The organism is Neobacillus niacini, from assembly GCF_030817695.1.
In the GTDB taxonomy this organism is placed as follows: domain Bacteria; phylum Bacillota; class Bacilli; order Bacillales; family Cytobacillaceae; genus Neobacillus; species Neobacillus niacini_F.
Map to the genome: position 1 here is coordinate 1,181,073 of NZ_JAUSZQ010000002.1, position 23,317 is coordinate 1,204,389.

At 38.7% G+C, this 23,317-nt stretch carries 22 protein-coding genes and 1 riboswitch; of the genes, 10 read left to right on the plus strand and 12 right to left on the minus strand.

Annotated features, from left to right (window positions below):
• The first annotated feature begins 8 nt into the window (after window positions 1–8).
• Window positions 9–797: a 5-deoxy-glucuronate isomerase gene (locus tag QFZ28_RS06080; RefSeq protein WP_307193818.1), complete on the plus strand. Its 789-nt coding sequence runs from the start codon at window positions 9–11 to the stop codon at window positions 795–797.
• An 84-nt stretch (window positions 798–881) separates the two neighbouring features.
• On the plus strand, window positions 882–2,096 hold the full coding sequence (locus QFZ28_RS06085; RefSeq protein ID WP_307193819.1) for an MFS transporter: 1,215 nt from the start codon (window positions 882–884) through the stop codon (window positions 2,094–2,096).
• 67 nt (window positions 2,097–2,163) lie between these two features.
• Here QFZ28_RS06085 and QFZ28_RS06090 read toward each other — a convergent pair whose 3' ends face one another.
• The 3 genes from QFZ28_RS06090 to QFZ28_RS06100 form a co-directional block, all read right to left on the minus strand.
• Window positions 2,164–4,197: a molybdopterin oxidoreductase family protein gene (locus QFZ28_RS06090; RefSeq protein ID WP_307193820.1), complete on the minus strand. Its 2,034-nt coding sequence runs from the start codon at window positions 4,195–4,197 to the stop codon at window positions 2,164–2,166.
• Window positions 4,198–4,434: 237 nt separating this feature from the next.
• Entirely contained in the window at window positions 4,435–4,701 is a 267-nt protein-coding gene (locus QFZ28_RS06095; RefSeq protein ID WP_307193821.1) for a hypothetical protein, read from the minus strand.
• Window positions 4,702–4,731: 30 nt separating this feature from the next.
• Entirely contained in the window at window positions 4,732–5,148 is a 417-nt protein-coding gene (locus QFZ28_RS06100; protein WP_307193822.1) for a DUF6376 family protein, read from the minus strand.
• Between the two features lie 378 nt (window positions 5,149–5,526).
• Here QFZ28_RS06100 and QFZ28_RS06105 point away from each other — a divergent pair, with 378 nt between their 5' ends.
• The gene (locus tag QFZ28_RS06105) at window positions 5,527–6,141 is read left to right on the plus strand and encodes a transposase (protein ID WP_307193823.1); all 615 of its coding nucleotides are present in this window, start codon (window positions 5,527–5,529) and stop codon (window positions 6,139–6,141) included.
• Window positions 6,126–7,607: a YifB family Mg chelatase-like AAA ATPase gene (locus QFZ28_RS06110; protein WP_307193824.1), complete on the plus strand. Its 1,482-nt coding sequence runs from the start codon at window positions 6,126–6,128 to the stop codon at window positions 7,605–7,607. Before QFZ28_RS06105 ends, QFZ28_RS06110 begins: the two co-directional genes overlap by 16 nt.
• A 128-nt stretch (window positions 7,608–7,735) precedes the next feature.
• Here the strand turns inward: QFZ28_RS06110 and QFZ28_RS06115 are convergent, their stop codons facing one another.
• From QFZ28_RS06115 to QFZ28_RS06140, 6 genes are all read right to left on the minus strand, one after another.
• Window positions 7,736–9,337: an aminotransferase class V-fold PLP-dependent enzyme gene (locus QFZ28_RS06115; protein WP_307193825.1), complete on the minus strand. Its 1,602-nt coding sequence runs from the start codon at window positions 9,335–9,337 to the stop codon at window positions 7,736–7,738.
• Window positions 9,330–9,896 carry a glycerol-3-phosphate acyltransferase gene (locus QFZ28_RS06120; protein WP_307193826.1) on the minus strand — a complete coding sequence of 189 codons (567 nt, stop codon included), beginning with the start codon at window positions 9,894–9,896 and terminating at the stop codon, window positions 9,330–9,332. Before QFZ28_RS06120 ends, QFZ28_RS06115 begins: the two co-directional genes overlap by 8 nt.
• Window positions 9,897–10,048: 152 nt before the next feature.
• Entirely contained in the window at window positions 10,049–10,270 is a 222-nt protein-coding gene (locus QFZ28_RS06125; RefSeq protein WP_307193827.1) for a hypothetical protein, read from the minus strand.
• Window positions 10,271–10,438: 168 nt separating this feature from the next.
• Window positions 10,439–11,815 (minus strand): S1C family serine protease, encoded by a 1,377-nt coding sequence (locus QFZ28_RS06130; protein ID WP_307193828.1) that lies wholly within the window; start codon window positions 11,813–11,815, stop codon window positions 10,439–10,441.
• 209 nt (window positions 11,816–12,024) lie between these two features.
• Window positions 12,025–12,837 carry a zinc transporter ZupT gene (zupT, locus tag QFZ28_RS06135; protein WP_307193829.1) on the minus strand — a complete coding sequence of 271 codons (813 nt, stop codon included), beginning with the start codon at window positions 12,835–12,837 and terminating at the stop codon, window positions 12,025–12,027.
• Window positions 12,838–13,051: 214 nt separating this feature from the next.
• Window positions 13,052–13,489 (minus strand): hypothetical protein, encoded by a 438-nt coding sequence (locus QFZ28_RS06140; RefSeq protein WP_307193830.1) that lies wholly within the window; start codon window positions 13,487–13,489, stop codon window positions 13,052–13,054.
• A gap of 369 nt (window positions 13,490–13,858) precedes the next feature.
• Here QFZ28_RS06140 and QFZ28_RS06145 point away from each other — a divergent pair, with 369 nt between their 5' ends.
• The 3 genes from QFZ28_RS06145 to QFZ28_RS06155 all read left to right on the plus strand — a co-directional run bounded on the left by QFZ28_RS06145 (window position 13,859) and on the right by QFZ28_RS06155 (window position 16,920).
• On the plus strand, window positions 13,859–14,515 hold the full coding sequence (locus tag QFZ28_RS06145; RefSeq protein WP_307193831.1) for a 5-bromo-4-chloroindolyl phosphate hydrolysis family protein: 657 nt from the start codon (window positions 13,859–13,861) through the stop codon (window positions 14,513–14,515).
• Window positions 14,512–15,696, plus strand: a complete 1,185-nt coding sequence (locus tag QFZ28_RS06150) for a toxic anion resistance protein (protein WP_307193832.1) — start codon at window positions 14,512–14,514, stop codon at window positions 15,694–15,696. Before QFZ28_RS06145 ends, QFZ28_RS06150 begins: the two co-directional genes overlap by 4 nt.
• Before the next feature lie 269 nt (window positions 15,697–15,965).
• Window positions 15,966–16,052, plus strand: a riboswitch (cyclic di-GMP riboswitch).
• Window positions 16,053–16,788: 736 nt separating this feature from the next.
• Window positions 16,789–16,920 (plus strand): hypothetical protein, encoded by a 132-nt coding sequence (locus tag QFZ28_RS06155; protein WP_307193833.1) that lies wholly within the window; start codon window positions 16,789–16,791, stop codon window positions 16,918–16,920.
• A gap of 138 nt (window positions 16,921–17,058) precedes the next feature.
• Here the strand turns inward: QFZ28_RS06155 and QFZ28_RS06160 are convergent, their stop codons facing one another.
• On the minus strand, window positions 17,059–18,792 hold the full coding sequence (locus tag QFZ28_RS06160; protein ID WP_307193834.1) for a hypothetical protein: 1,734 nt from the start codon (window positions 18,790–18,792) through the stop codon (window positions 17,059–17,061).
• Between the two features lie 79 nt (window positions 18,793–18,871).
• Complete coding sequence (locus QFZ28_RS06165) at window positions 18,872–19,174, minus strand: DUF4359 domain-containing protein (RefSeq protein WP_307193835.1); 303 nt, start codon at window positions 19,172–19,174, stop codon at window positions 18,872–18,874.
• Between the two features lie 288 nt (window positions 19,175–19,462).
• Between QFZ28_RS06165 and QFZ28_RS06170 the strand changes: the two genes are divergently transcribed.
• The 3 genes from QFZ28_RS06170 to QFZ28_RS06180 all read left to right on the plus strand — a co-directional run bounded on the left by QFZ28_RS06170 (window position 19,463) and on the right by QFZ28_RS06180 (window position 22,231).
• Entirely contained in the window at window positions 19,463–20,356 is an 894-nt protein-coding gene (locus tag QFZ28_RS06170) for a CPBP family intramembrane glutamic endopeptidase (protein WP_307193836.1), read from the plus strand.
• A gap of 194 nt (window positions 20,357–20,550) precedes the next feature.
• Window positions 20,551–21,705: a non-hydrolyzing UDP-N-acetylglucosamine 2-epimerase gene (gene wecB, locus QFZ28_RS06175; RefSeq protein ID WP_307193837.1), complete on the plus strand. Its 1,155-nt coding sequence runs from the start codon at window positions 20,551–20,553 to the stop codon at window positions 21,703–21,705.
• A gap of 148 nt (window positions 21,706–21,853) precedes the next feature.
• Window positions 21,854–22,231, plus strand: coding sequence for a GtrA family protein (locus tag QFZ28_RS06180; protein ID WP_307193838.1), 378 nt, complete (start codon window positions 21,854–21,856; stop codon window positions 22,229–22,231).
• Window positions 22,232–22,290: 59 nt separating this feature from the next.
• On the opposite strand, the gene tagU is transcribed toward QFZ28_RS06180, so the two are convergent.
• Window positions 22,291–23,217 (minus strand): polyisoprenyl-teichoic acid--peptidoglycan teichoic acid transferase TagU, encoded by a 927-nt coding sequence (gene tagU / locus QFZ28_RS06185; protein WP_307196960.1) that lies wholly within the window; start codon window positions 23,215–23,217, stop codon window positions 22,291–22,293.
• Window positions 23,218–23,317 lie beyond the last annotated feature (100 nt).

Consider the following 23,317-nt stretch of genomic DNA (forward strand, 5'->3'; position numbering starts at 1 on the left):
AAACAGAAATGTATGAAAAGCTTGGAGAACTGAAAGAAGGTTATACAACGATTACCGACATGACTAGCAAGCATCCTGACATGCTTCAGGATATTGGCATTTATAGGTTGACTGCGGGTAAAGTTGAGAAACTTTCAGATAGTGAAAAAGAAATGGCAGTTCTTCTTCTTGAAGGCTCAGTCCTTCTTGAATGGAATGGTGAATCGGTGGAGGTTAGTAGGGAATTCATTTTTGAAGAAAATCCATGGTGCCTACATGTCCCTAAAGGTATAGATGTAAAGGTAACAGCACTTAAAGATAGTGAGGTACTTGTCCAAAAGACGAATAACGAAAACAACTTTGAAGCGAAGTTATATACCCCAGAAGATTGTGGAAGCACGATTGCTGGGGAAGGTGTTTGGAATGGTACTGCGGAGCGGGTAATCCGTACCATTTTTGATTATAATAATGCGCCATATTCAAACCTTGTTATTGGTGAGGTCATTTCCTACCCAGGGCGCTGGTCAAGTTACCCGCCGCATCATCATGATCAGCCGGAAGTGTATTACTATCGCTTTGATAAGCCTCAAGGGTTTGGCTGTGCGATGGTTGGTCCAGAAGCTTATCGCGTAGAGCACAACAGTTACATAACCATCCCGGGAGAACTTGATCATCCTCAAGCAACTGCTCCGGGATATGCGATGTACTTCTGCTGGATGATTCGGCACCTAGATAATAATCCATGGACAGACCGTATTATGGAAGAGGAACATAAATGGCTTCTTGAGTCTGGGGCGAAAATCTGGCCAGAGAAGTAATAAAGCATCTGCCTGCGATTATTTCTAGAAAGTATTCGCAGGTTTTTAATTATGGTTGATGATTATAAGAAGGGGGCTGAAGCCATGGGAGAAAAGTCAGGGGTGGTCAAATGGTTACAGCTACAATATTACCATTTTTGTTTTCTAGGCATAGTTTTTTGCTTTTGGTTTTCAACATTTATTTATATTCCAGCTTTTAGTGTATATTTAAATTTTTTGGATATTGGTTTTTACTCGGCAGGTTTGATTATGGGCAGCTATGGGATTATGCAAATTCTCATTAGATTTCCTCTAGGCTTGCTAGCTGATAAATTTAGGATTGGCGGGAAAGCCTTTGTGGTCATCGGGTTTATAGCATCTATTATTAGTGCAATCCTACTCGCTTTGTGGGACAGCTTTTTGCCGATTTTTTTTGGAAGGTTTTTTGCCGGTATTACCGCTGCCATGTGGGTCGTTTTAACTATATGGTATGGTTCAAATTTTCATAAGAAGCGATCTTTAAAAGCGATGGGCATCCTGCAAACAACAATGGTAAGTTCTCAATTTATTAGTATGGCAATAAGCGGCTATATTGCTGAGTTATTCGGCTTTATTAGTTTATTCTGGATTGGCGGCAGTTTTGCTGTGATTGGGCTTGTTCTTGTTCTCCTGCTGCCAAGCGGGGTCTTAGAAAGTAAGCAAATAAAGAGGGAAGGATCCCTAGTTAGGATGGTCGTAAAAGAGCGAAATTTATGGCTGCTGAGCCTTTTATCACTTTTAGCTCATGCTGTTTTGTTTGCCACAATTTTTGGCTTTTCTTCGGCATACTTTAATCAATTGAATGGGGACACTGCTGCGATTATATTTCTAGTTATTGCATTTATGCTCCCCCACGCACTTGCTCCTCTTGTGTTAACGAGGAAAAAAAGTTCTCTTGGTAACCCCTATTTTGTGCTGGCACTTTGTTTTGGGGTCGGTGCTGGCGCTCTCTTATTAATGGGGATAGCAGGTTATTGGTTGGTTTACTGTTTGCTTCATGCACTATTAGGCATCTCTTTGGGGATTGTTTTTCCAATCCTGCTCAATCAGGTTTATTTAATCAACCAAGGTGGAGCCGCAAAAACCGTCATGGGATTCTACCAATCTATCTATTCCGTGGGTATCGTGCTAGGACCAGTCATAGCTGGCTATTTTTCTAGACAGATAGACATAAAAGCCGTCTTTACCGTTTCATTCATATTGCTGATGACAGCTGCAATCATATCCATAAGAACAGGAACTACGCACCAAACTCAGGAAGCGGTTGATAGGATCCCCTAACTAACACTGCTTCCTTTTTTCGGTGCCTGTCACCATTTATACATCACTGTATAATTTTCTGTTTTTTTTACAGTCTATCCACGCTGACCCGTCCGGAGAAGAAGGTGGCTCCGCCGCCCATGTCGGCGATTCGATCTGGTGTCAGGGTGTTTATGAGTTGTTTGATTCCTTCTGAATCTGCCCATAGTCCTTGGGTGACGACCACTCCTGGGAGGACTGTTTCTCCTACGCTTACTTTTAGCAGGCATTCTCCGCGCTGGTTCCAGACTCGTACTTGTTCGCCATCCTCAATACCCGCCGCCTCGGCATCTTGACGATTCATATGGAGGCGTGGTTCTTTCTCGAGGCTGACGTGTTTTTGGTTATTTGAAAAGGTAGAGTTTAAGAAATTATGATTTGGTGCTGGTATAAATTGAAATGGATGAACCCCGTCCCCGTCTTTTAAAAGTGGTATATAGGTTGGCAGTGGAGGATAGCCATTTGCTTTCATCCGCTTGGAATACAATTCAATTTTTCGGCTTGGTGTTCGCAACTTGCCTGGGAACAATGGCTTTACGTTCGCTTTTACATACTGATTCTCTACTAACTTTTCATAATTGATTGCTTCCAAAAACGGATTGGCTGGTTGATTAAGGGCCTGGGCAATCATTTCTGCTTCTGTGTCATCAAATGCAGATTCTTCGAATCCCATGCCTTTCGCAAGCAGTCGGAAAACATCAACATTAGATTTTGACTCTCCATATGCTTCTAGTACTGGCTGCTGAATCTGAATGTAATGGTGCCAGTAGGATGTGTATATATCTGTATTTTCAAAGGACGATGTTGCAGGCAATACAATGTCAGCGTATTTAGCGGTCTCTGTTAAAAATAAATCGTGAACAACGACGAATAAATCCTCCCGCTCAAGACCTTTTCTGACTTTATTTCCCTCTGGGGCAACTACGGCAGGGTTACTGCTGTATACATACAGTGACTTTACAGGAGGGTCTACGGTTAACAAGGCTTCTCCGAGCTGGTTCATATTAATTACCCTAGTTTGTTTATTCTTCAATAACCTTGGTAGCTGCAGTTTTGTTGTGTTGACCGAAAGATACCCTGAATTTCCTTTTATCGCACCGCCGCCTTTAATTAGCCATTGACCTGTTAAGGCAGGCAGACATGAAACAGTTCGGACAAACATTCCGCCATTGTCATGGTGCTGCGGTCCGTTGCCAATCCGAATAAAAGAAGGAGAGGTATTTCCATACATTCTAGCAAGCTTATAAATATCTTCAACAGGAACCCCTGTAATTTCTGCTACTCTAATAGGGTCGTATTGCACAACGTGTTCACGAAGTTCGTCATGTCCTACTGTATATTGGTGTAAGAAGGAGCTATCTACCATATTTTCAGCAAATAAAATATGCATAATTCCAAGTGCAAGAGCACTATCCGTCCCTGGTAAAATTGGAATAAACCAATCTGCTAATCTGCCAGTTTGATTTTTATGAACATCAATGACAACAATTTTAGCACCGTTGTTTTTGCGGGCTTTCTGAGCAAGCGCCACTTGGTGCATATTGGTACTAGCCGCGTTAATCCCCCAAAAAATAATCAACTTAGAATGAATAGTGTCTTCTGGATCAATTCCATAGCTGCCACCCATCGTGTATCTGTAGCCAACAGAGCCGGCAGAAGAGCAGATACTCCGGTCCAGCTGCGAAGCTCCAATGCGGTGAAAGAAACGGCGATCCATCCCCTCCGCATTCAGCAGTCCCATGTTTCCATAAAAACTATAAGGGAGAATACTTTCTGGTCCCTCTTTTTCGATAAGTGTTTTCCACTTGGAAGTGATTGTAGCTATGGCCTCATCCCAACTAATCCGTTCAAATTTACCTTCACCTTTAGCACCAATTCGCTTCATGGGATATTTTAAGCGGTTTTCATCATAAATCCGTTCCGCCATATTACGAACCTTATTACAAATATTCCCCTTCGTCACCGGATGATCCGGATCACCTTCCACCTTCACAACTCTCCCATCAACCTTATGTAAAAGCAAACCACACTGATCTGGACAATCGAGCGGGCAGACCGATTTAAAAACCCCTTGTTTCTCCATATCGAGCCTCCTTTGGGTGACAGGCACCATTTATACATCATTGTATATTCTTATTCATGATATGACAGCTTGGAAGGTGGAGCAAGTGATATAAAATATTTAATTACTGGAAACTACAGGATTATTGCTCTAGCAAATAAGCAAGATTCATTTAGCAAATAGTAGCAAAAGATTTTTGGAAGTACATTGATAAGAGCAAAAATTATCACTAGTTATAATAATAAAAAAGACTGCCTACTACCCATGGTTTAACATGGGTAGTAGGCAGTCCTGTATTGTTTCGAAGTCTTGGCTATGTGTTCCATCAGGTAATGAGAGCCTGATTAAACCTATTTTCTCATCCTCTACTAAAATGCTGCTGCTTTGAACTTCGTTAACTGTTCCTTTTATACCAGGTTCACCGTTTACTGTAACCGTGCCTTTAATTTCTGTATTATCCTTAACATTACAACCTGCTAAGATGCTGAAATATAGAATAAAGGTAGAGATTAGAAGTTTTTTCATTTTGCTCTACCCCTATGGTTTTGAGACGAATTACTCACCACCGAGCTGTTGAATCTGGTCAATAATGCCGGTGACTTCTTGAACGGTCTGAAACAACTCTGTATTTTCAAGAATAGCAGGATCAAGCAGTCCGTCTTGGAAATTGTTCATGAATGTTTCAATTTCACTTATGATAGCACTGTTTTGTTCGATAATTTGCTGGTGAAGCTCAGCCGCAATATCGGGTGGTTGCAGGTCATTAAATGCTTCCGCAGTTTGTTGCATTTGTTGCAGCATAGTTTGGAGATCCTCAGCTGCTTGCAGGTCAGTGATAGCTTGTTGGGCAAGAGCCGGGGCGTCACTGGCAAAGTCAGTAGCAGCGGCTAAATAGTCTGTTGCTTCATTAACATAAGTAATCGTGTCTTGTGCGTCATTTAGAAATGAACAACCGCCTAGCAGCAATAACATGCAGGTAGATAAAACAATTAATAATTTTTTCAAATTAAAACCTCCATTTTTGTTTTAGAAAATTGTATTAAGGTCTTGGGTGAAGGTAAAGTTGAAGGGGCTATAAAAAGTATGGCTACGTCTATTAGGGTTTAATTAGAGTCCTTTAACAATATCATAAATGCCTCAATCATGCCAGGGTACTTGGTGCCTGTCACCGCTCGTGGACACTTTCCACCTGAGGTGGACAGTGGGTGTGATTTTTTTATTTGGTTTCGAGAGGAATTTTGGGAATGGTGTCGAATGTTATTATTTGAATCTCTGCTATCCTTTTTTCCTCAGTATTATCCTCATCCAATCTACTAATTCTAAAATTTCAATTGAATAGGAGTGACCGCTATGGGTCGAAAACGCCGTGCTTGGTTTCCGGGTGCAAAATATCATATTATGAGTCGAGGTAATCGCAAATCTACCCTTTTTTATGATGATGAGGATCGCTTGAAGTATTTAAGCTTTTTAAAAGAAACCATGGTTCGATTCCCTTTTACGCTCCACACTTTCTGCTTAATGAGTAATCACACTCATCTCCAAATTGAAACTTCAGACACTTCTCCAACTATTATCATGAGTCACTTCAACACCAAATTTGCCAAGTATTTTAATAAGAAATATGATTTCACCGGCCATGTATTTGAAAAACGTTATGGCGCCGAATTACTAGATTCGCTGGATTATGAATTTGATGTCAGCAAGTATATCCACCTAAATCCATTGAAGGCTGGACTTGTCGATGAACTAGAGTACTATCCATGGAGCAGTTACAATGCTTATGTGAATGGTGAAGTAAACGAGTTCGTGGATACCAAACATCTACTTTCTTTTTTCCCTGCTCCTGCTTCCAGGCATTATGAAGAATATATAAAAACACCAAAAGTGGATTTGTATTTACTCGACAATAGTAAAGTTATGATGATACCAAGAAAGACGGAGGAAAATCCATGTGTGCGAAAGTAACGAGTATTGGTTTAAAAGGTATGGAGGGTTATCGTTTAAATGTTGAAGTAAAAACGTTTGTAGGGAACGATTCGATTCGAATTGTAGGGTTACCTGATGCTGCAGTCAAAGAGTCGAAGGAACGGATTAGTGCAGCTTTGAGATCATTAGGATATACGATAAATGGCCAGAAAATCATCATAAACCTTTCACCCTCAGAACAGAAGAAAAGTGGTCCCATGTTTGATTTGCCTATGGCGATTGGTGTGCTAATAAGTCTGGATGAACTGAACATTTCAATTCCAGAGAACTATGGATTTATTGGAGCACTGTCACTGGATGGTGCGATAGTGCCAGTAGAAGGTATGCTGCCAGCGATTTTATCAGCTAAAAGGATCGGCTTAAAAAGGCTTTATATGCCGTATGACGAAAGGCAGCCAGTCCTCAATATTGAAGGGCTTGAAATCATATATACTTCTAGTTTAAGGGAAGTGATTGAAAATTTAGAGGGAAGAGGAAGGCCTCATTTTTCCCCAAAAACAGAAGAAATTAGTTCACCTAAAAGTAGCTATATAGATTTTCAGCAGATCATTGGTCATACTGATACGAAAAGGGCATTGGAAGTGGCCGCTGCCGGGGAACATCATGTCTTGATGACGGGACCGCCTGGCTGTGGAAAAAGTATGCTAGCTGAAAGCTTTCCATCTATTTTACCTCCACTGTCAAAAGAAGCGCGGCTTGAAATCATTGCCCTCCACCAATTAAGTGGGACCAGCTATCTAAACGCAAATATCCCTCCATTCCGAAATCCTCATCATTCTGCTTCTGGAATCTCCATCATTGGCGGCGGGACCTATCCAAAACCGGGAGAGATTTCCTTAGCTCATCGAGGTGTCTTGTTCCTTGATGAAATCGCTGAATTTCCGAAAAAAACCCTTGATATGCTTCGCCAGCCTTTTGAGAGTGGCAAAATTACGATAAGCCGGACACATGCTATTCTTACATACCCTGCAACATTTATCTTACTTGCTGCCATGAATCCATGTCCATGTGGCTATGTGGGTTCAAATACTCATTATTGCACCTGCACGCCAAGGCAGGCTCAAAACTATCGAAATAAAATTTCAGGTCCGCTGCGTGATCGATTTGATATTCGTCTCACGATAAAACCTGTAGCTCTTGATAGAGACACCTTAAAAGGAGAGGAATCTTCAATTATTCAAAGTAGGGTGGAGGCCGCAAGGAGCCGGCAGTATGAGCGTTATGGACAGGAGTTATGTAATAGTAGAGTCAGCTATGACATCCTACAAAAAACAAGCCCATTAACTCAAGAACAACACAAAATAATCCACCATCTTGCGGCGAAAAAAAACTGGAGCAACCGCACACAAATAAAAATTATTCGATTAGCTCGAACCATCTCAGACCTAGAAGGGAAAACCTCCATTACTAACCAAAGTATATGGGAAGCCGTAAATCTTCGTTGAAAATGACACAGGTTGGTGACAATACGATGGTGACAGGCACCATCCGTGGACACTGTCCACCTCAGGCGGACAGTTGGTAAACATAAAAGTCACTGCCAGGCTCTTCTGGCAGTGACTTAAATTCTATCCTATTTACCATTCACTAGCGCTTGTTGGATAGTAGTTTGTTCATAGGTTATTACTCTATTTAAGAGATTGGTCATCCTTTCTAGGTCAGCTTTATCATAATGGTCAATGCAGGCAATTTGAATCCAATTTCTACGCTGTAGATAGTCACTTTCATAATGCAACTGGTAGCCATGATTATAGAGGATATTCCCAATCACAGCGGAAGAGATAACACCAGGGATTTCAATGGTAAGAATCATCGGTGAGCTGTTCTCCTCACTTATGATGGTATGCCCAAATTTTTTAAGCTGATCTTTTAAATAGGTATGTGTTTCTACCACTTTTTCAAACGTTTCTCGATTAATATCCTCTAATGCTGCTAGAAGTGCTTCTAAAAGATTGGAAGAGTGGGAATAAGGAATGCTGTCTTTAGCCATGTATGTTCCTAGGTCAAGATATTTTGGAGATGACGGCTGCACCTCGTGGTGGTGGAATACGAATGAAAGACCAGTTAGAGCACGAATGGCTTTTCCGCTTACACCCGTTGCTAAAAACACACCATCCAAATCTACTTCGATTGCCCCTAAAGAGCTAATGCAATCAAGACAAAGCTTAAGTTGATGATTACTTGCTATTTCCTTTAACAACTCAAGATTATTAAGTATACCAGAAGATGTTTCACTGTGAACAGCCCAAATCCAACCGGTTGTGTTCGAAATCTTAGATACAATTTCATCACGGGAGAATGCCTGTCCCCAGTCTTTTTGAAGTACATCAAATTGGAGACCAAATCGATTAGCTTGTTCAACTAAACGACTGCCAAATTCTCCATTGGCTAAAATGAGCCCTCGGCCAGTTTCTAAAGATAGCTGACCTGCCACCACATCATTTGCAAGTGTTCCAGACCCTAGGAAAATATGAACATATTTGCTGTTCACTAATTTGGCGAGTACATCCTTTACCTTAGCTATTTTTTCTTTATATTGATCTGAGCGGTGAGAAATCGGTATCATTCTTAATGCATTTATGACCTTATCAGAAATTTGAACAGGTCCCGGTAAGAATGGAATCGTCTTCGGCAGGATTCTGCCCGCAATCGATTCGTCAAAGGTCTTCTTTGTCAAATACATTGGTTGAAAGAGTGCTTCATTTGTCCCGGTTAGATGCGCAAAAGGCTGGAAACCTAACTGACCATAGAGCTTTAATTGGCGGACTGTTCCAGAAATGAAAGCAATATCGTACCCTTTTTTTAAGCAGTATTTTATGAGAAACTGTGCGAGACCTAAAAAGACCTGGCCATTCCGATATTCTTTTTTGACGGATAATAGTCTAACTTCACAGGGTGAGTGGACTGGAAATGAGAGTGATTGTTCAACAGGTCCAATTTTTCGATCAAGCGAAAATGGCCGATTATCACGAATGGCTGTCATGCCAATCACTTCATTTTCTTTTATACAAATGATATATGTATTTTCAGCATGGAAAGGATCCACCAATTTTTGTTCCTCATTCTTTTCGTGCTGCGGGATTTCCTCTGAAAAGGTTTGATAGTTTAAGCGATGAATTTGTTCAAATTCATCAGCTGTGGTGGCAATTTTGAAAAAGAACTCGTGCTTACTCATTTGGTTTCAGCCTTTCCTTGAGATTTTCTGCATGCGCTGCGTAAAGCATAGCGATAATACCTAATGCAATAATGCAACTTAGCCAATCATTATTTTTTAATAAGAGTACCACTGGGATAAATAGAAATGCCCCTAACCCAGCTAATGTAAAGCTTTTCATAAAAGGGTAGAGCACCACGAATCCTAGGATAATTACAGGAGCCAGGATTGGTTCAAAGGTGATGATTCCGCCAATGAAGGTTGCAATCCCTTTTCCACCCTTAAATTTCAGGGTAATGGGCTTGATGTGACCCAAAATGGCTAATGCTAATCCTAGTAGTTGAATAGATTCCGAAAATTGCAGGTAGCGTGCCGCTAAAATAACCAAGGCACCTTTCAGTGCATCCCCGAGAAAAATGAGCACAAAGGCTGTTTTGCCATAAAGGCGGCCGGCATTTCTAGCACCGACATTACCGCTTCCTTGATTCCGAATATCATTACGATAAATAATCTTCGTGATAAGAAAGCCAAACATTATACTTCCAATTAAATAGGAAATAATAAAATACAACCATAGCATTCTATAACACAACCTTTGTGGGTTCTTGGCACTCATTTGGAAAAAATGAATTTATTACCATTATAATATGATTTTTTGATTATTCACATATACTTCGTGAATTCAAATTACGTTAATAAATAAACATCCTCGTGATTGAGGATGTTTATTTATTAATCTCCGCCGCCGCCACCACCGGAATCACCGCCACCAGAATCACTATCTGAGCTGTAGGAGTGATCGTTGCTATAATCGTTGTCGTAGCTATGATGACGACCTCTGCTATTACTTCGATTAGGGAAAATCAAAAAAGCTACTATAATGGATAGTACCCCAAAAAATACTTGTTCAGTGAAAATAAGATAAACACCAAAAATAAAAACGAGGAAACCCACCAACCGTAAAATCCCTCTCAGAAGACATTCCCCCTCAAAAATTGACATTTATAAATAGATATTAACTCCTATGACCTTTTATACTTTCTAATTTGAGGGGGTGCCTGTCACCATTTATTCATTTTCTTTCATTTATGCGTCCATTATTGCATATTCTGTAGGTGTCACTTATTCGTCGTCTTTTTTCTGTTGTTTCTTTTGCTGTTCTTGGAGTGCGAGGATGATGTCCTGGACGTCGATTTTGCCATCGCCGTTTAAGTCTGGAATGGTGTTTTCTGGTAGGGTTGGCTGTGCTGGTGGTGCCTGCTGCGGTGCTGCTGCAGGTACAGGTACTGGTCGATTCTTCTTTCTGACAAAGGTGAATATCAAAAGAAGTATGATCAGTAATGCTGCTACTCCATCGACAATGTAGAATATGGTTTTATAGTCGGACCACAATGTTTTACTGTCTCCAGCTCTTTGCTCGGAATTCGTGATAAACTTTTTGATTTCAGAATGGTTTGGATATAGCCTTTGGACTGCTTCAAATTTTTCAAGAGCATTATTGTAATAACCACCCCAATAGAGCTCGAGCCCTTCCTTGTATAGTTTATCTGTGCTGCTGGAAGTATTCTTTGCTCCTGCTTGGTTTGTGAATTCCTTAACGGTATTCACTGGAACTGAGAAGTTAAAACCTTGAACCTCTTGACCATTTACGGTATCGCCTCTAAAGGTAAGCAATCCAATGATTTCACCTTTTTCATTGATTACAGGTCCACCGCTGTTACCATGTGTAGCGGCTGCATTAATCTGGATGACTGGGCTTCCTTGCTCCGTTTTCTTATCTGTAGCAGAAATTTGCCCAGCGTTCATAGAAGATACAAGAGAGGAATCAGGAGAAAGCAAATCAGAATCTGCTGCTGCTGGGTAGCCGCTTACCCAAATATTATCCTGGTTTTGGATGTCATCGGAATTCCCGAGTTTTAATGTAGGAAGGTTTTTCCCTTCAATTTTAAGTACCGCTACATCTTTCCCTTCATTGACAGGTGCTCCATAACTTTTCACTTCCCCGTCAAGGATATCTCCGCCTGGTAAAATCACCTTAATTACTTTTTGAATCCCAGTGTATTGCGTATAAGTCAGCATATATTCGTACGCTGTATCATAATCTACCTGAAAATAATCAGCAATAATTGTAACAAGCTGATCAAATGCAGCATTGGCAATATCCTCGTCTTCCATCTGGGCCGCTTCTACAACATGGGCATTGGTAACAATGTAACCGTCTGAACTAATAATCGCCCCAGATCCAGAGCCACCCACAACAGATTGGTAGTTTAGCTGACTTAGTATGGCATCCACTTCAGGGTCATATGGATTGTTAAACTGCCATCCAACAACAGAGTAGCCAAGAATCCGAACAACCGCTGGCTTCGTGTATTCCGCTAGCTTTTGAGCTTGAGAAATATTCGAAGAGCTTGGTTTAATACCCATTAGAACAAAAGAAGTAACAATCACCCCGATAAGTATCAAACAAAGCGGAATTGTAAATAGGGCCCTCTTCATCAATAAATTCACCCGCTTCCATGAATATTGGAAATTCCATCTAATATATGCCCCCATTCAAATAATGAAACTTTGTACCTCAAAATAATTATGTTTTGGTGCCTGTCACCGCTCGTGGACACTTTCCACCTCAGGTGGACAGTACAAGCTTATAAAAGCAAAAAGCCAGCAGTTCTGCTGGCTCCCGAGTTTATTGTTCGTATTTGTGATTAGATGAATAGTAAAAGGCTAAGTGCCATGACGGCCATACCGGCAATAAGACCGTAGATTGATAGGTGGGTTTCGTCGTATCTTTTTGCTGCAGGTAATAATTCATCCAGAGAGATAAACACCATGATCCCTGCAACTGCCGCAAAGATAATTCCGAACATAATATCATTTAAAAAAGGCATTAAGAATAAATAGGCGACGAGTGCACCAATTGGTTCTGATAATCCTGACAGGAATGATAGCTTAAAAGCCTTTTTCTTATCACCAGTCGCAAAGTAAACTGGAACCGAAACGGCAATTCCTTCTGGAATGTTATGGATCGCTATTGCTACAGCGATGGCAATACCCAGTGCTGGGTCCTGTAAAGCAGAGGTGAAGGTAGCGATTCCTTCCGGGAAGTTATGAATACCAATCGCAAGTGCTGTAAATGTTCCCATTTTTAAAAGGTCCGGCTTCTTCCCGTCAATAATACCTGGCTGATTCATATCTTCTACCGTTTTCAATTCATGCGGGTTTGATTGCTTTGGAATAAATTTGTCGATTGCGGCAATTAGAACCATGCCTCCAAAAAAACCTCCAACCGTTAACCAGTTCCCCTGAACAACTCCCAAGGAATCAACCAGTGCTACCTTTGCTTTTACAAAAATCTCCACCATTGACACATAAATCATCACGCCGGCCGAAAATCCAAGGGTAACTGATAGAAATTTTGTATTCGTATGTGATGTGAAAAATGCGAGCAGACTTCCTATGCCTGTTGCAAGGCCTGCAAATAATGTCAGCCCAAACGCTAATAGCAGATTCTCCGTCATAGTCTCTTCTCCCTTTACTTATTAATGTTTAATTTTATGTTTGAAAGTTTTGAATAATATTATATATGCACGAACACAGAAATGTTTCCTTTGAGAAACATTTTACACCGTCTGAAACAAAAAAACATTAAAAATAATTAAAAAAATATAAAAAAGCATGAGGTCCTTGAAAATTCCTTAGGACCTCATGCTTTATTTCTTTATTATTAAAAGATTAATAACCTGGACCGAATCCACCGCTATAACCACCAAAACCTGGTCCATAACCAGGTCCGTACATACCATAACCAGGTCCATAACCAGAATAACCACTAGGATATCCATATCCAGTTCCATAACCGCCGTAACCATATCCAGGACCATAACCACCACCAATAGTTGAGCCCAAATAACCTAAACCAAGACCGAGTAATCCAGCTCCAACATTCCCTAAATTAAAGCCACCACCATGATGACCACCGCCGTGATGACCGCCGCCATGATGACCGCCGCCATGATGACCGCCGCCATGATGACCACCGCCGTGATGACCGCCGCCATGATGACCGCCGCCATGATGACCACCGCCGTGATGACCACCGCCATGCTGTCCTCCTTGATGTCCAAATCGATAATCAACGGGCATTTCAAATGGTTGATACATTCTTCTCATCGCGCTCCTCATCTATATATTTAAAATATATTAAAGTGATACCCTCATATCCTATGTATAACTGGGTAAACCTCTTGGACTAAAGCCTAGAAAACATCTGAAACAGAAAGAAAGCTGGGGCTTACTGTCCGCCTGAGGTGGAAAGTGTCCACGAGCGGTGCCTGTCACCATATTCATCAACCATCATCAAAAAATACGTCTTAGGTCTTAGTCTTGTTTACGTTTGTGGTCTATGGAAAGCAGGAGTTTTATGGTGTATTGTTGAAGTAGTGAGAGGGGTCTTTCCTTTTTTTGTATTTTTATTTGGTGAAACATTTTTGTTGTTGATTCGTATGAATATAAAGGATTTTTAGTCAGGAGTCGATTATGATGAACCGATTTTTATCATTTCTAATTCAGAGTGTTGTGACTGTTCCTTCTGCTGTCACGGTATGGTTTTTAAGCTATTTTGCTTTTGACCTAACATTTTTGGCTTCATCCGCCATTTCTTTAGCAGGCGGTGCTATTGTTTACAAAATTACATCCGCGGTCATGACATCGCGCTTTTTGAAAAAACATCAGCTTACTAGAAAAGAATATCGTTATATAAAGAAGAATTTAGATGAAGCGAAACAAAAAATTAACAAACTAAACAAATCATTGTTTTCCATTTGCGATCTTCCTACGATAAAGCAAAGACTTGATGTACTTCGGATAACTAGGAAAATTCATAGCATGACCCAAACGGAACCAAGGCGCTTTTATAAAGCTGAGAAATTTTATTTTTCCCATTTGGATTCAGTAGTTGAGTTAACAGAGAAATATCGCTTTTTATCCCAGCAGCCTAAGAAGAGTCATGAGATTGATGTTTCTTTATACGAGACCCGCCAGACCTTAACGGACCTAACGAAGGCTTTGGAAGAGGATCTCTATCATGTCGTGTCGGACGATTTAGATTCCTTGAATTTTGAAATTGACGTAGCTAAACATTCCATTAAAAAACTTAATGATACTAAAACCATAGACGAAAGCAGGAGGCTAAAATGAGCGAAAATAACTCACCGCAGTTAAAGAAAACTGGGAATTTATTAGATGATATTCTAGCCAATCCGTTTGGTGAGAATCAAGAGCTAACACCGCAAGCGGGGCCGGCCCCACAGCTTCAGGAAGCCAAGCCTACAAAGCTGATTGATATCATTCCAGAAGAGAACCGGGCAAAAGCCTATCAGCTTGCTGAACAAATTGACCCAAGAAATCACCAGGCGATGATTACGTACGGTACCCAGGCACAAGGGAAACTCTTAAGTTTTTCGCACACCATGCTTGAACATGTCCAGAAAAAGGATATCGGCGAGGTTGGCGAAATCATTAGTGATTTAATGAAGCGACTTGATGAGGTTAACCCGGATGAACTGAAGGAGGGGAAGCCGTCCTTTTTTGGACGTATGTTTGGAAAAATTACCCACTCGCTTCAAGAAGTGTTGTCCAAATACCAAAAGACAGGTGCACAAATTGACCGGATTAGTGTGAAATTAGACCGCAGCAAGAACGTGCTGTTGTCGGATATAAAATTATTGGAACAGCTTTATGAAACAAATAAAGAATATTTCCATGCTCTAAATGTTTATATTGCGGCAGGAGAAATTAAGCTGGAAGAGCTGCACCAAAAAACAATCCCAGAAATGAAAAGGGCAGCAGAGGCAACAAATGACCAAATGAAGGTCCAAGAAGTGAACGATATGATTCAGTTTGCTGACCGTTTGGACAAACGTTTATATGATTTGAAATTGAGCCGGGAGATCACGATTCAGAGTGCTCCGCAAATCCGTCTGATTCAAAACACAAACCAAGCGCTTGTCGAAAAAATACAATCGTCCATCATGACGGCGATTCCACTGTGGAAAAATCAAGTTGCAATCGCACTGACACTCATTCGTCAACGCCATGCAGTCGAAGCTCAGAAAAAGGTATCACAAACCACAAATGAGCTGTTATTGAAAAATGCAGAAATGCTAAAAACCAATACCATTGAGACAGCTAAAGAAAATGAGCGCGGACTCGTCGATATCGAGACACTTAAGAAGACTCAGGAAAATTTAATTACCACGCTAGAAGAGACTATGCGCATTCAAGAAGAAGGGCGCCACAAACGCCGTTTGGCAGAGCAAGAACTAGCAAATATGGAAAATGACCTAAGGTTAAAACTATTGGAAATCAAAGGTAAATAAGAAAAGCGTCAAGTTCCCATAATGGAGCTTGACGCTTTATTAATTTAACTCACAAAAAGGGAAGAATGCGTTTTCATAATGGACTTTTTAAAATTGAATTAGACTTCAATATAGTACATTATGTTACATTATTCGCTATCCTACTACGATTTTTTTAAAAAAATAGGAAGAGCAGCCTATAGGATATTTTAGGATACCATAGCAAAGTAGGACCTAAGACTCTTTATTAATATGTGGTAGTATCATATAGTTCTATTAAACACATAAATCGTACGAAACGGCAAAACTATTGAAAAATGGTGACGCAAAACTAAAGGGGCTAATGTTTTCTAGAACGATGCCAGCCAGTTACCGAACACGATACTCTGCGATTTATGTAAATAAATTGAGGAGGTTTTTGTGTTGTTAAAAAATATGTTTTTAAAAGGTAAATACTATTATCATTTATTTCAGTACCGTCACATTGAATTGATGCAGTATGATTGCTTATGCGACGAACTAAAGTGCGAACTAAAGGTAAAGTCTTTGTACCATAATAGTAAAGCAATAGAATTAGGTGCTAGAATATAGAAGAAGTCTGGGGATTCCTCAGACTTTTTGTCATTTTAATTGTGGATATCTAAATGAGAAATGTGAGTAAGTAATCAACAGTTGTGAATAAACATGTTGATTAAGTGGATAACTTACGGTGTTTTGTGGATAAAAGAAAACCAGATAGACAAAAGCACCCTTAATTGTGGATAACTATAAGCGATTTTTTATGATTGTTGATAACTTTTTCCAGAGAAAGACACCTTCACATATAAAGCATTGGACATGAATTCCGATGCTTTTTCGACATCCTAGTGATCAGAATCACTCATTATTTTGAATTGTTTGAACACTTTGTGAAATATTGAACAATTAATAATATTTATAAGTTATTTAAGTAAAATAAGTAATTAATAGTAAAAAAACCGTGTTCAATTCGGCACAGCTATAAGAATAGATAACAGCAACCTAAAAATTGTTTCATTAAAAAAAGCAATGGAACTCGTTGATAACTTGAAATAATTGGGCATATTAAAAATAACATAACCAATGGAGGAAACCATGGAAAAAGAAAAAGATCAAACAAGCGAAGGACTCAACCAAATCTTCGAAATCATCAACGCCAAAGGTGATGAAGGTGAAATAAAACAAATCGTTGAAAACAACAAAACAGAAGACAATACTGAAAAGTAACCACGGTGCCTGGTGTATTAGATTCAATTATACTACATAGAACTCATATAAAAATTACCATATCCTTCAAAAGAAAAAACGCTAGTCACTCCAAAAAGAACGACTAGCGATTGAATTTCCACATACCTTTTACGTCTCTTATTGTTTTACAAATTGCTGATTCAAATAGGCATAGGTTTCTGACTGTCCTTGATCCCCCAGCAGCTTCAGTGTATTATCCGCTAATTTTGCAGCAGACATCCCTTTTAATGCCAGAACTGCACGCATACTCACACTTCCATTTTCGGAAATCGGACTGAATACCCATACAAACGATTCAAATGTTTGACTGAGCGCCATCATCACAACTTCTGGATTCCCATTGGAATCGAAATCGTATTCTGTGTGATAGAGGGAAAAACCTTCTTTCAGTACACCCTTTTCATCAAAAGGTAAAGCCTCTGAATCCATCACCAAATCAAAAGGAGTTTCAATATTTTGGCTGTTTATCAATACTAGACTCTTGCCTCCCGTTGGGTTTGCACCCCCAAAGGTTATTTTCAATGGTTCTCCATTTATATTGAAAACAAAGGGCTCTTCACTAATCCATTCTTTAAATGGATCTAAATCTTGGTTTTTAACCGGCTCTGATGCTACAACTTTATTCGGCTTTGAAACAACCGCCTTATCTTTGTTATCAGTAAGGAGATGATAACCAAAATATAGTCCGACACCAACAGTAAGGGTAATGAGCAACACACAGCTTACTTGAATACCATACTTTTTTATAAACTTTACGACTGGACTTGCACTTTCGCTCTCAACTTCTTTTACCAATCTCCGAAAGCTGCTCGTTGAAATCATGCTCAGCTCTTTTCGAGCACTTTTATTCTTCCAAATCGACCTTGGATGTGATTTCAAATAAGCCTTTAGTGCTCGGTTGTAATGGTGGTCAAGCTGAAGATTTTTCGCAGTCCAAATAATAAACGATAACATCAGCTTCTCATCCGCGTTTTTACTCAAATAAGCAAAAAGCTGCGGATAATGGTAACCACCATCCTCATCCTCAAACGCTGCTAGTATGTGATGGAAATAGTCCTCAGAAATGTTACTCCGTAATATATTTTTTAAAACCTCTTGAAGTTCTTCTCTGTTAGCAGGTGATAACTGTTGAAGAGACAGCCCGGCAGAAACGACCGGTGTGTGAAATAGTTCCTGAAGGACCTTCAAAACTTTGTATTTGCTGATACGCCGTTTATCCTTAAGTTCCTTTTCGTTAAGTTTACCTGTTGAAATATGTGTGTATGTTTCTATATCCTTGAGGGTTACTTTCTGTAATTCAAGCTCGTCTAATAATGCCATTTCACAATAAACCATCATTTTGTCTTTTATTTTTGAAAAATCAACTTCAGGGTTTGTCACCTGAAATGCTTTTACAAAACTAGCCGCTACAAATAAGTCATAAGAATTGCTAACGGCATGTGCGGTCTTTTGGATGGCAAGCTTCTGAAAATAACGATTTTTAAGTAAGAAAGGTGAAGTTTCAAGTAGTTTATCAATTTGCGCTAAAATTTCTACGACAGCGCTAAGTTTGAATTTTTCATCCAGATATGTCTTTATAAGATTTGTGTAATCTTGATTCAGATTAATAAACTCTATTACCTGTTTATATGTATGATCGTAATTCTCCATCATCCTCCATAATTCATGAAAGTATGATTGATCCTGATAATATTCCAGGGTGTTCAAAATAAAGGCAAGCTCTTCATCTTTAAGGGCATTCTCGTTAGATTCCAGCACAGCTTTAAAAATATCCATCACATCTTCTTTATGGTTTTTCTCATAGAACTCACTCAATCCACAGTGTTCTAATGTATTATCCTGCTGGCTCAATGTTTTTATCTCCCTTATGAGTTTCTACTATTATATTAGTTATTTTAATATAAAAATAAAAAGACCCGCTCTGGTCTTCTTATTTTTCATTTTTAGAAATAGGAATAAATTTATTAAAAATACCGATGCAGGTGACCTGCCCCAAGCCTATCTCGGAAAAATCAGTTTTGTAGACTGAAAAAATGAAGTAATCTTTTTCCGTTGTTCCCATATCGAAAACCTTTTCACCTGCTAATGAAAGAATCCCTTTTTCTAGAATATTCGAAGATTGATCCATCGCTTCATGCGTCATCCATTCCACGTATTGCGAACGCCCAGGGTTTGTTTCTGATAAGACAAATACAATGACTATCAATAGGATAATAGAAATGACCTTTTTCATTTTCAACCCCTATTCTAATAATTGTTAATTTTCACCTATTTTAAGTATAAAGCGGGAGGGATATGCTTGTAAATACAATTGGAGAGATTATCACTGGTGCTTATTCTCTATTAATATGATAAATTATTACTAATTAACCTTAAAGGAGATAAGCCCTTGTCGAGAAAATGGAAATGGATCATTGCATGCCTAATTTTCTTACTGCTATTAAATGGATTTGGAATTTTAGCTGTACAGCTTTTTGAAAAATAAGAGAGTAACCCATTTTAAGGGCAGGGATGATAAAAGATGACAACTAACTTAACAGCACCAATGTCGAAGCAACTTTTGTTTGGACTTCTCACGATTACGATAGGAGTTGAATTACTCCTCTATTTAAGCGGCTACAGCCAATTAGCGGGTACCATCTATGATGCCATTATGGTGTCTTCCTTTTTTATTGGACTAAAGCTTCATCGAAGACTTAGTAGTGGAACCCGAAAAACAAAGCTGCAGCATATACGACAATTTATAGGCGCCTTTTTGCTGTTTATTCTCGGCAGTACCATTATTAATATCTATTCATCTTACGCCTTTCAAGATTTTAGCAATGATTATGATCAATATGTTGAGACCTATACAGAAGTGGTATCGGATGATAGCGATATAGTAGAGTCAAATGAGCCTAGTGAACCTGTTGATAAAATGTGGGAAGTTATCGATGAAATTGATACTGTAGGATACGATATTTATACGGATATCCTTGCCGGTCTCGAAGAAGTTTGGCGATTGGCGTATATCATACTCATCCTGTTTGTTTTTAAAAATATTTTCCCAAAGCGCTGGGAAAAAGGACGGCGTGATATTTTTGTCCTGATTGCGATCTTTGTTACCTCAGTACTATTTGGTATTGATCATACCCTAAGCACCGTTGATTCCTGGCCATATGAAATTGGAGCGATAGTTACCTTTGCCAATATGGGTTTCTTGTTTGGATTAATCTTATTATGGACAAGAAATCTGTGGGTGACGGTTCTGGTGCATTCCATATATGATATCCTCGCAACGCTATCATGGTATTACTTTGAATTTATCGTTGAAATAACAGCTATGATTCTTTTACCTATATACCTAATTTTAGTTGTAGTAGAAAAGAATCAAAAGACAAGCAACATAGTGGTTTCAGAAGATATAGCCAATTAAATTTGGAGGAGGTTACCTAATCAGGTGACTTCTTTTTTTTGTAGAACTTTATTGATAAAAAATATGTAATCTATCTAGGTATTTTTGTTTATTAAAGAATAAACAATTAGTGCTTTTAGGGTATAATTTTGTTATTATTTAGATAATTCAAAAAATTAGAGAAGGATTAACATAGCAATGAATTGGAGGTATTTATGCAGAGTAAGTTAAAGGTAATGACTGTATTTGGGACTAGACCCGAAGCGATTAAAATGGCTCCACTTGTAAAGGAATTAGCGAAACATAATGATAAAATTCAATCCATTGTAACGGTTACGGCACAACATAGAGAAATGCTTGATCAGGTTTTAAAGATATTTGAAATCCAGCCTGACTACGATTTAAATATCATGAAGGATCGTCAAACCTTAATTGATGTAACGACACGCAGTCTGGAAGGATTAAATAAAGTATTTCAGGAGGTAAAGCCTGATATTGTTTTAGTTCATGGTGATACCACTACTACGTTTGTAGCAAGTTTGGCTGCATTTTATAACTCTATCCCCATTGGGCATGTGGAGGCGGGTCTAAGGACATGGAATAAATATTCACCATATCCCGAAGAGATGAACCGTCAGCTTACTGGAGTATTAGCGGATTTGCATTTTTCCCCGACAAGTCAATCAAAAGAAAATTTATTAGTTGAAAATAAGCCAGCAGAATCCATTTTTGTAACTGGAAACACTGCCATCGATGCCTTAAAAACTACTGTTAGTAAACATTATTCCCATCCTATACTTGATAATATTGGTGATGATCGGTTAGTACTGATGACCGCACACCGCAGGGAAAATACCGGTAAACCAATGGAGAATATGTTTAATGCGATTAAACGGTTAGTGGAAAAGCATGAAGATATACAAGTGGTTTACCCCGTACATATGAATCCAGTTGTTCGGGAAATCGCAAATAGATTCCTAGGGGATAATAATCGTATACACCTAATTGAACCGTTAGATGTAATCGATTTTCATAATTTTGCTTCAAGGGCATATTTAATTTTGACTGATTCTGGTGGTGTCCAAGAGGAAGCACCGTCATTAGGAGTTCCTGTACTCGTTTTAAGAGATACAACTGAGCGTCCTGAAGGGATTAAGGCGGGTACGTTAAAGCTAGCTGGAACGGATGAAGAAATGATATATGAGCTTGCAGATAAACTTCTTTCGAATGTAGAAGCACACAATCTGATGGCGAAAGCAACCAACCCTTATGGGGATGGATTGGCTTCCGAAAGAATTGTAAAAGCAATACTATATCATTTTAATTTATTAAGCGAAAAACCAATTGACTTTAGACAATATTGTTATTAGGCGCTTCTCAAAGAGTACGCCTATTTTTTTGTTTTTTGTGGTATATATAGTTAATCTTCTTGGCTATTATTGGAGAATATAAACGGTAGAACTTCCATTAACCAATGGACTTCGGTATTATATTGTTGATAAGGAAGGAATACATAAAATGTTTTTCTTAACTGCTCAATTTTGGAGATTTGTGATTGTTGGATTTACTAATACAGGTAATTATTATGTACTGTTTTTATTCTTTAATAATATTGTACCTCTTCATTACATGGCTGCACATATTGTTTCCTTTTTAATTAGCATGGTAGGTTCATTTTATTTAAACTCCTATTTTACTTATAAAATAAAGCCAACACTTAAGAAATTTCTTCAATTTCCGCTTACGTATATAGTAAATATTACAGTTTCATCAACTGCCATTTACATTTTTGTTGTTTTATTGAAACTAGATGAAAATATATCCCCGTTATTAGCTTCTGTTTTGGCCATACCATTTACTTTTGTAATTTCAAAATTAATTCTTACCAATGAATAAATGATAGTCTAGGCAATAAAAAAACTGATTGGATAAGTATCCAATCAGTTAGTTCTTTGTTAATTTAACTCTAAGTGTGCCTTTAGTTCATTTTGTACTCTCTGTTTTTCTCCAGGGGAAATAATTAAATAATAGATTCCATTTATTTTTGAACTGCTTCCTTTTATTTCTATTTGCTCAACACTCTCGCTAGCATCTTTATAATTTTCCTGGATATCCACCATTTCATTAAATGTTAAATTCGTTTTTACATTATCGCCCAGTGCATTAAAAATATCTTGGAACTTTGTTAGGGATGAAAGGCTAGCCCCTTTATTAATAATAGCTTGAATAATTAGACGCTGTCTAATTTGTCGACCAAAATCACCTCGAGGGTCTTCATATCTCATTCTAGAAAAGCTTAAAGCTTTTTTACCATCTAGGATTATTTCACCCTTTGGAAAATGATAACCATCTGAAGAAAAATCCAGGTCGTTTTGAACTACTACTCCACCCACTGCATCAACAATATCCTCAAAGCCTTCCATATTAATTTTGACATAATAATCAAGTGGAATATCAAGGAATTTTTCAACTGTATCCATTGCCATTGGAACATCTCCAAAAGCATAGGCGTGATTTATTTTATCTTCTTTACCCTTTCCAACAATCTCAGTTCGAGTGTCACGCGGAATGCTGAGCATTTTTACAGATTTGGTATTGGGGTTTACTGTTAAAACTATCATGGTATCTGATCGACCTTTGTCACCTTGGCGTTCATCTACACCCATCATTAAAACAGAAAATGGCTGTTTTTTATTAAGCGCAATGGGTTCCGGTCGTTTTTTAGATTGCTCTCGGTCAATTGGTTGGTGCATCGTTTCTACAGCGTTTTTAAGTGAATTATAGACAATCAAGCCGTAAGTTCCGCCAGCAATTAAAAGTATAAGGACGATAATACCTGTAACCTTTAGCCAGGCTTTCTTTTTCTTTCTTTGAGTTCTCATTTTATGCCTCCAAGGATTTATACATAAATTTACATTTAATTTCAGAATAACAGAAAAACTGACAAATGAATACAATTTATTATTTACACCGAAGGGAAAT

Coding starts and splice junctions, on each gene's coding strand:
- QFZ28_RS06080 (WP_307193818.1), top strand. CDS start 9: ATGTATGAAAAGCTTGGAGAACTGAAAGAAGGTTATACAACGATTACC.
- QFZ28_RS06085 (WP_307193819.1), top strand. CDS start 882: ATGGGAGAAAAGTCAGGGGTGGTCAAATGGTTACAGCTACAATATTAC.
- QFZ28_RS06090 (WP_307193820.1), bottom strand. CDS start 4,197: ATGGAGAAACAAGGGGTTTTTAAATCGGTCTGCCCGCTCGATTGTCCA.
- QFZ28_RS06095 (WP_307193821.1), bottom strand. CDS start 4,701: ATGAAAAAACTTCTAATCTCTACCTTTATTCTATATTTCAGCATCTTA.
- QFZ28_RS06100 (WP_307193822.1), bottom strand. CDS start 5,148: ATGTTATTGCTGCTAGGCGGTTGTTCATTTCTAAATGACGCACAAGAC.
- QFZ28_RS06105 (WP_307193823.1), top strand. CDS start 5,527: ATGGGTCGAAAACGCCGTGCTTGGTTTCCGGGTGCAAAATATCATATT.
- QFZ28_RS06110 (WP_307193824.1), top strand. CDS start 6,126: ATGTGTGCGAAAGTAACGAGTATTGGTTTAAAAGGTATGGAGGGTTAT.
- QFZ28_RS06115 (WP_307193825.1), bottom strand. CDS start 9,337: ATGAGTAAGCACGAGTTCTTTTTCAAAATTGCCACCACAGCTGATGAA.
- QFZ28_RS06120 (WP_307193826.1), bottom strand. CDS start 9,896: ATGCTATGGTTGTATTTTATTATTTCCTATTTAATTGGAAGTATAATG.
- QFZ28_RS06130 (WP_307193828.1), bottom strand. CDS start 11,815: ATGAAGAGGGCCCTATTTACAATTCCGCTTTGTTTGATACTTATCGGG.
- zupT (WP_307193829.1), bottom strand. CDS start 12,837: ATGACGGAGAATCTGCTATTAGCGTTTGGGCTGACATTATTTGCAGGC.
- QFZ28_RS06140 (WP_307193830.1), bottom strand. CDS start 13,489: ATGAGAAGAATGTATCAACCATTTGAAATGCCCGTTGATTATCGATTT.
- QFZ28_RS06145 (WP_307193831.1), top strand. CDS start 13,859: ATGAACCGATTTTTATCATTTCTAATTCAGAGTGTTGTGACTGTTCCT.
- QFZ28_RS06150 (WP_307193832.1), top strand. CDS start 14,512: ATGAGCGAAAATAACTCACCGCAGTTAAAGAAAACTGGGAATTTATTA.
- QFZ28_RS06155 (WP_307193833.1), top strand. CDS start 16,789: ATGGAAAAAGAAAAAGATCAAACAAGCGAAGGACTCAACCAAATCTTC.
- QFZ28_RS06165 (WP_307193835.1), bottom strand. CDS start 19,174: ATGAAAAAGGTCATTTCTATTATCCTATTGATAGTCATTGTATTTGTC.
- QFZ28_RS06170 (WP_307193836.1), top strand. CDS start 19,463: ATGACAACTAACTTAACAGCACCAATGTCGAAGCAACTTTTGTTTGGA.
- wecB (WP_307193837.1), top strand. CDS start 20,551: ATGCAGAGTAAGTTAAAGGTAATGACTGTATTTGGGACTAGACCCGAA.
- QFZ28_RS06180 (WP_307193838.1), top strand. CDS start 21,854: ATGTTTTTCTTAACTGCTCAATTTTGGAGATTTGTGATTGTTGGATTT.
- tagU (WP_307196960.1), bottom strand. CDS start 23,217: ATGAGAACTCAAAGAAAGAAAAAGAAAGCCTGGCTAAAGGTTACAGGT.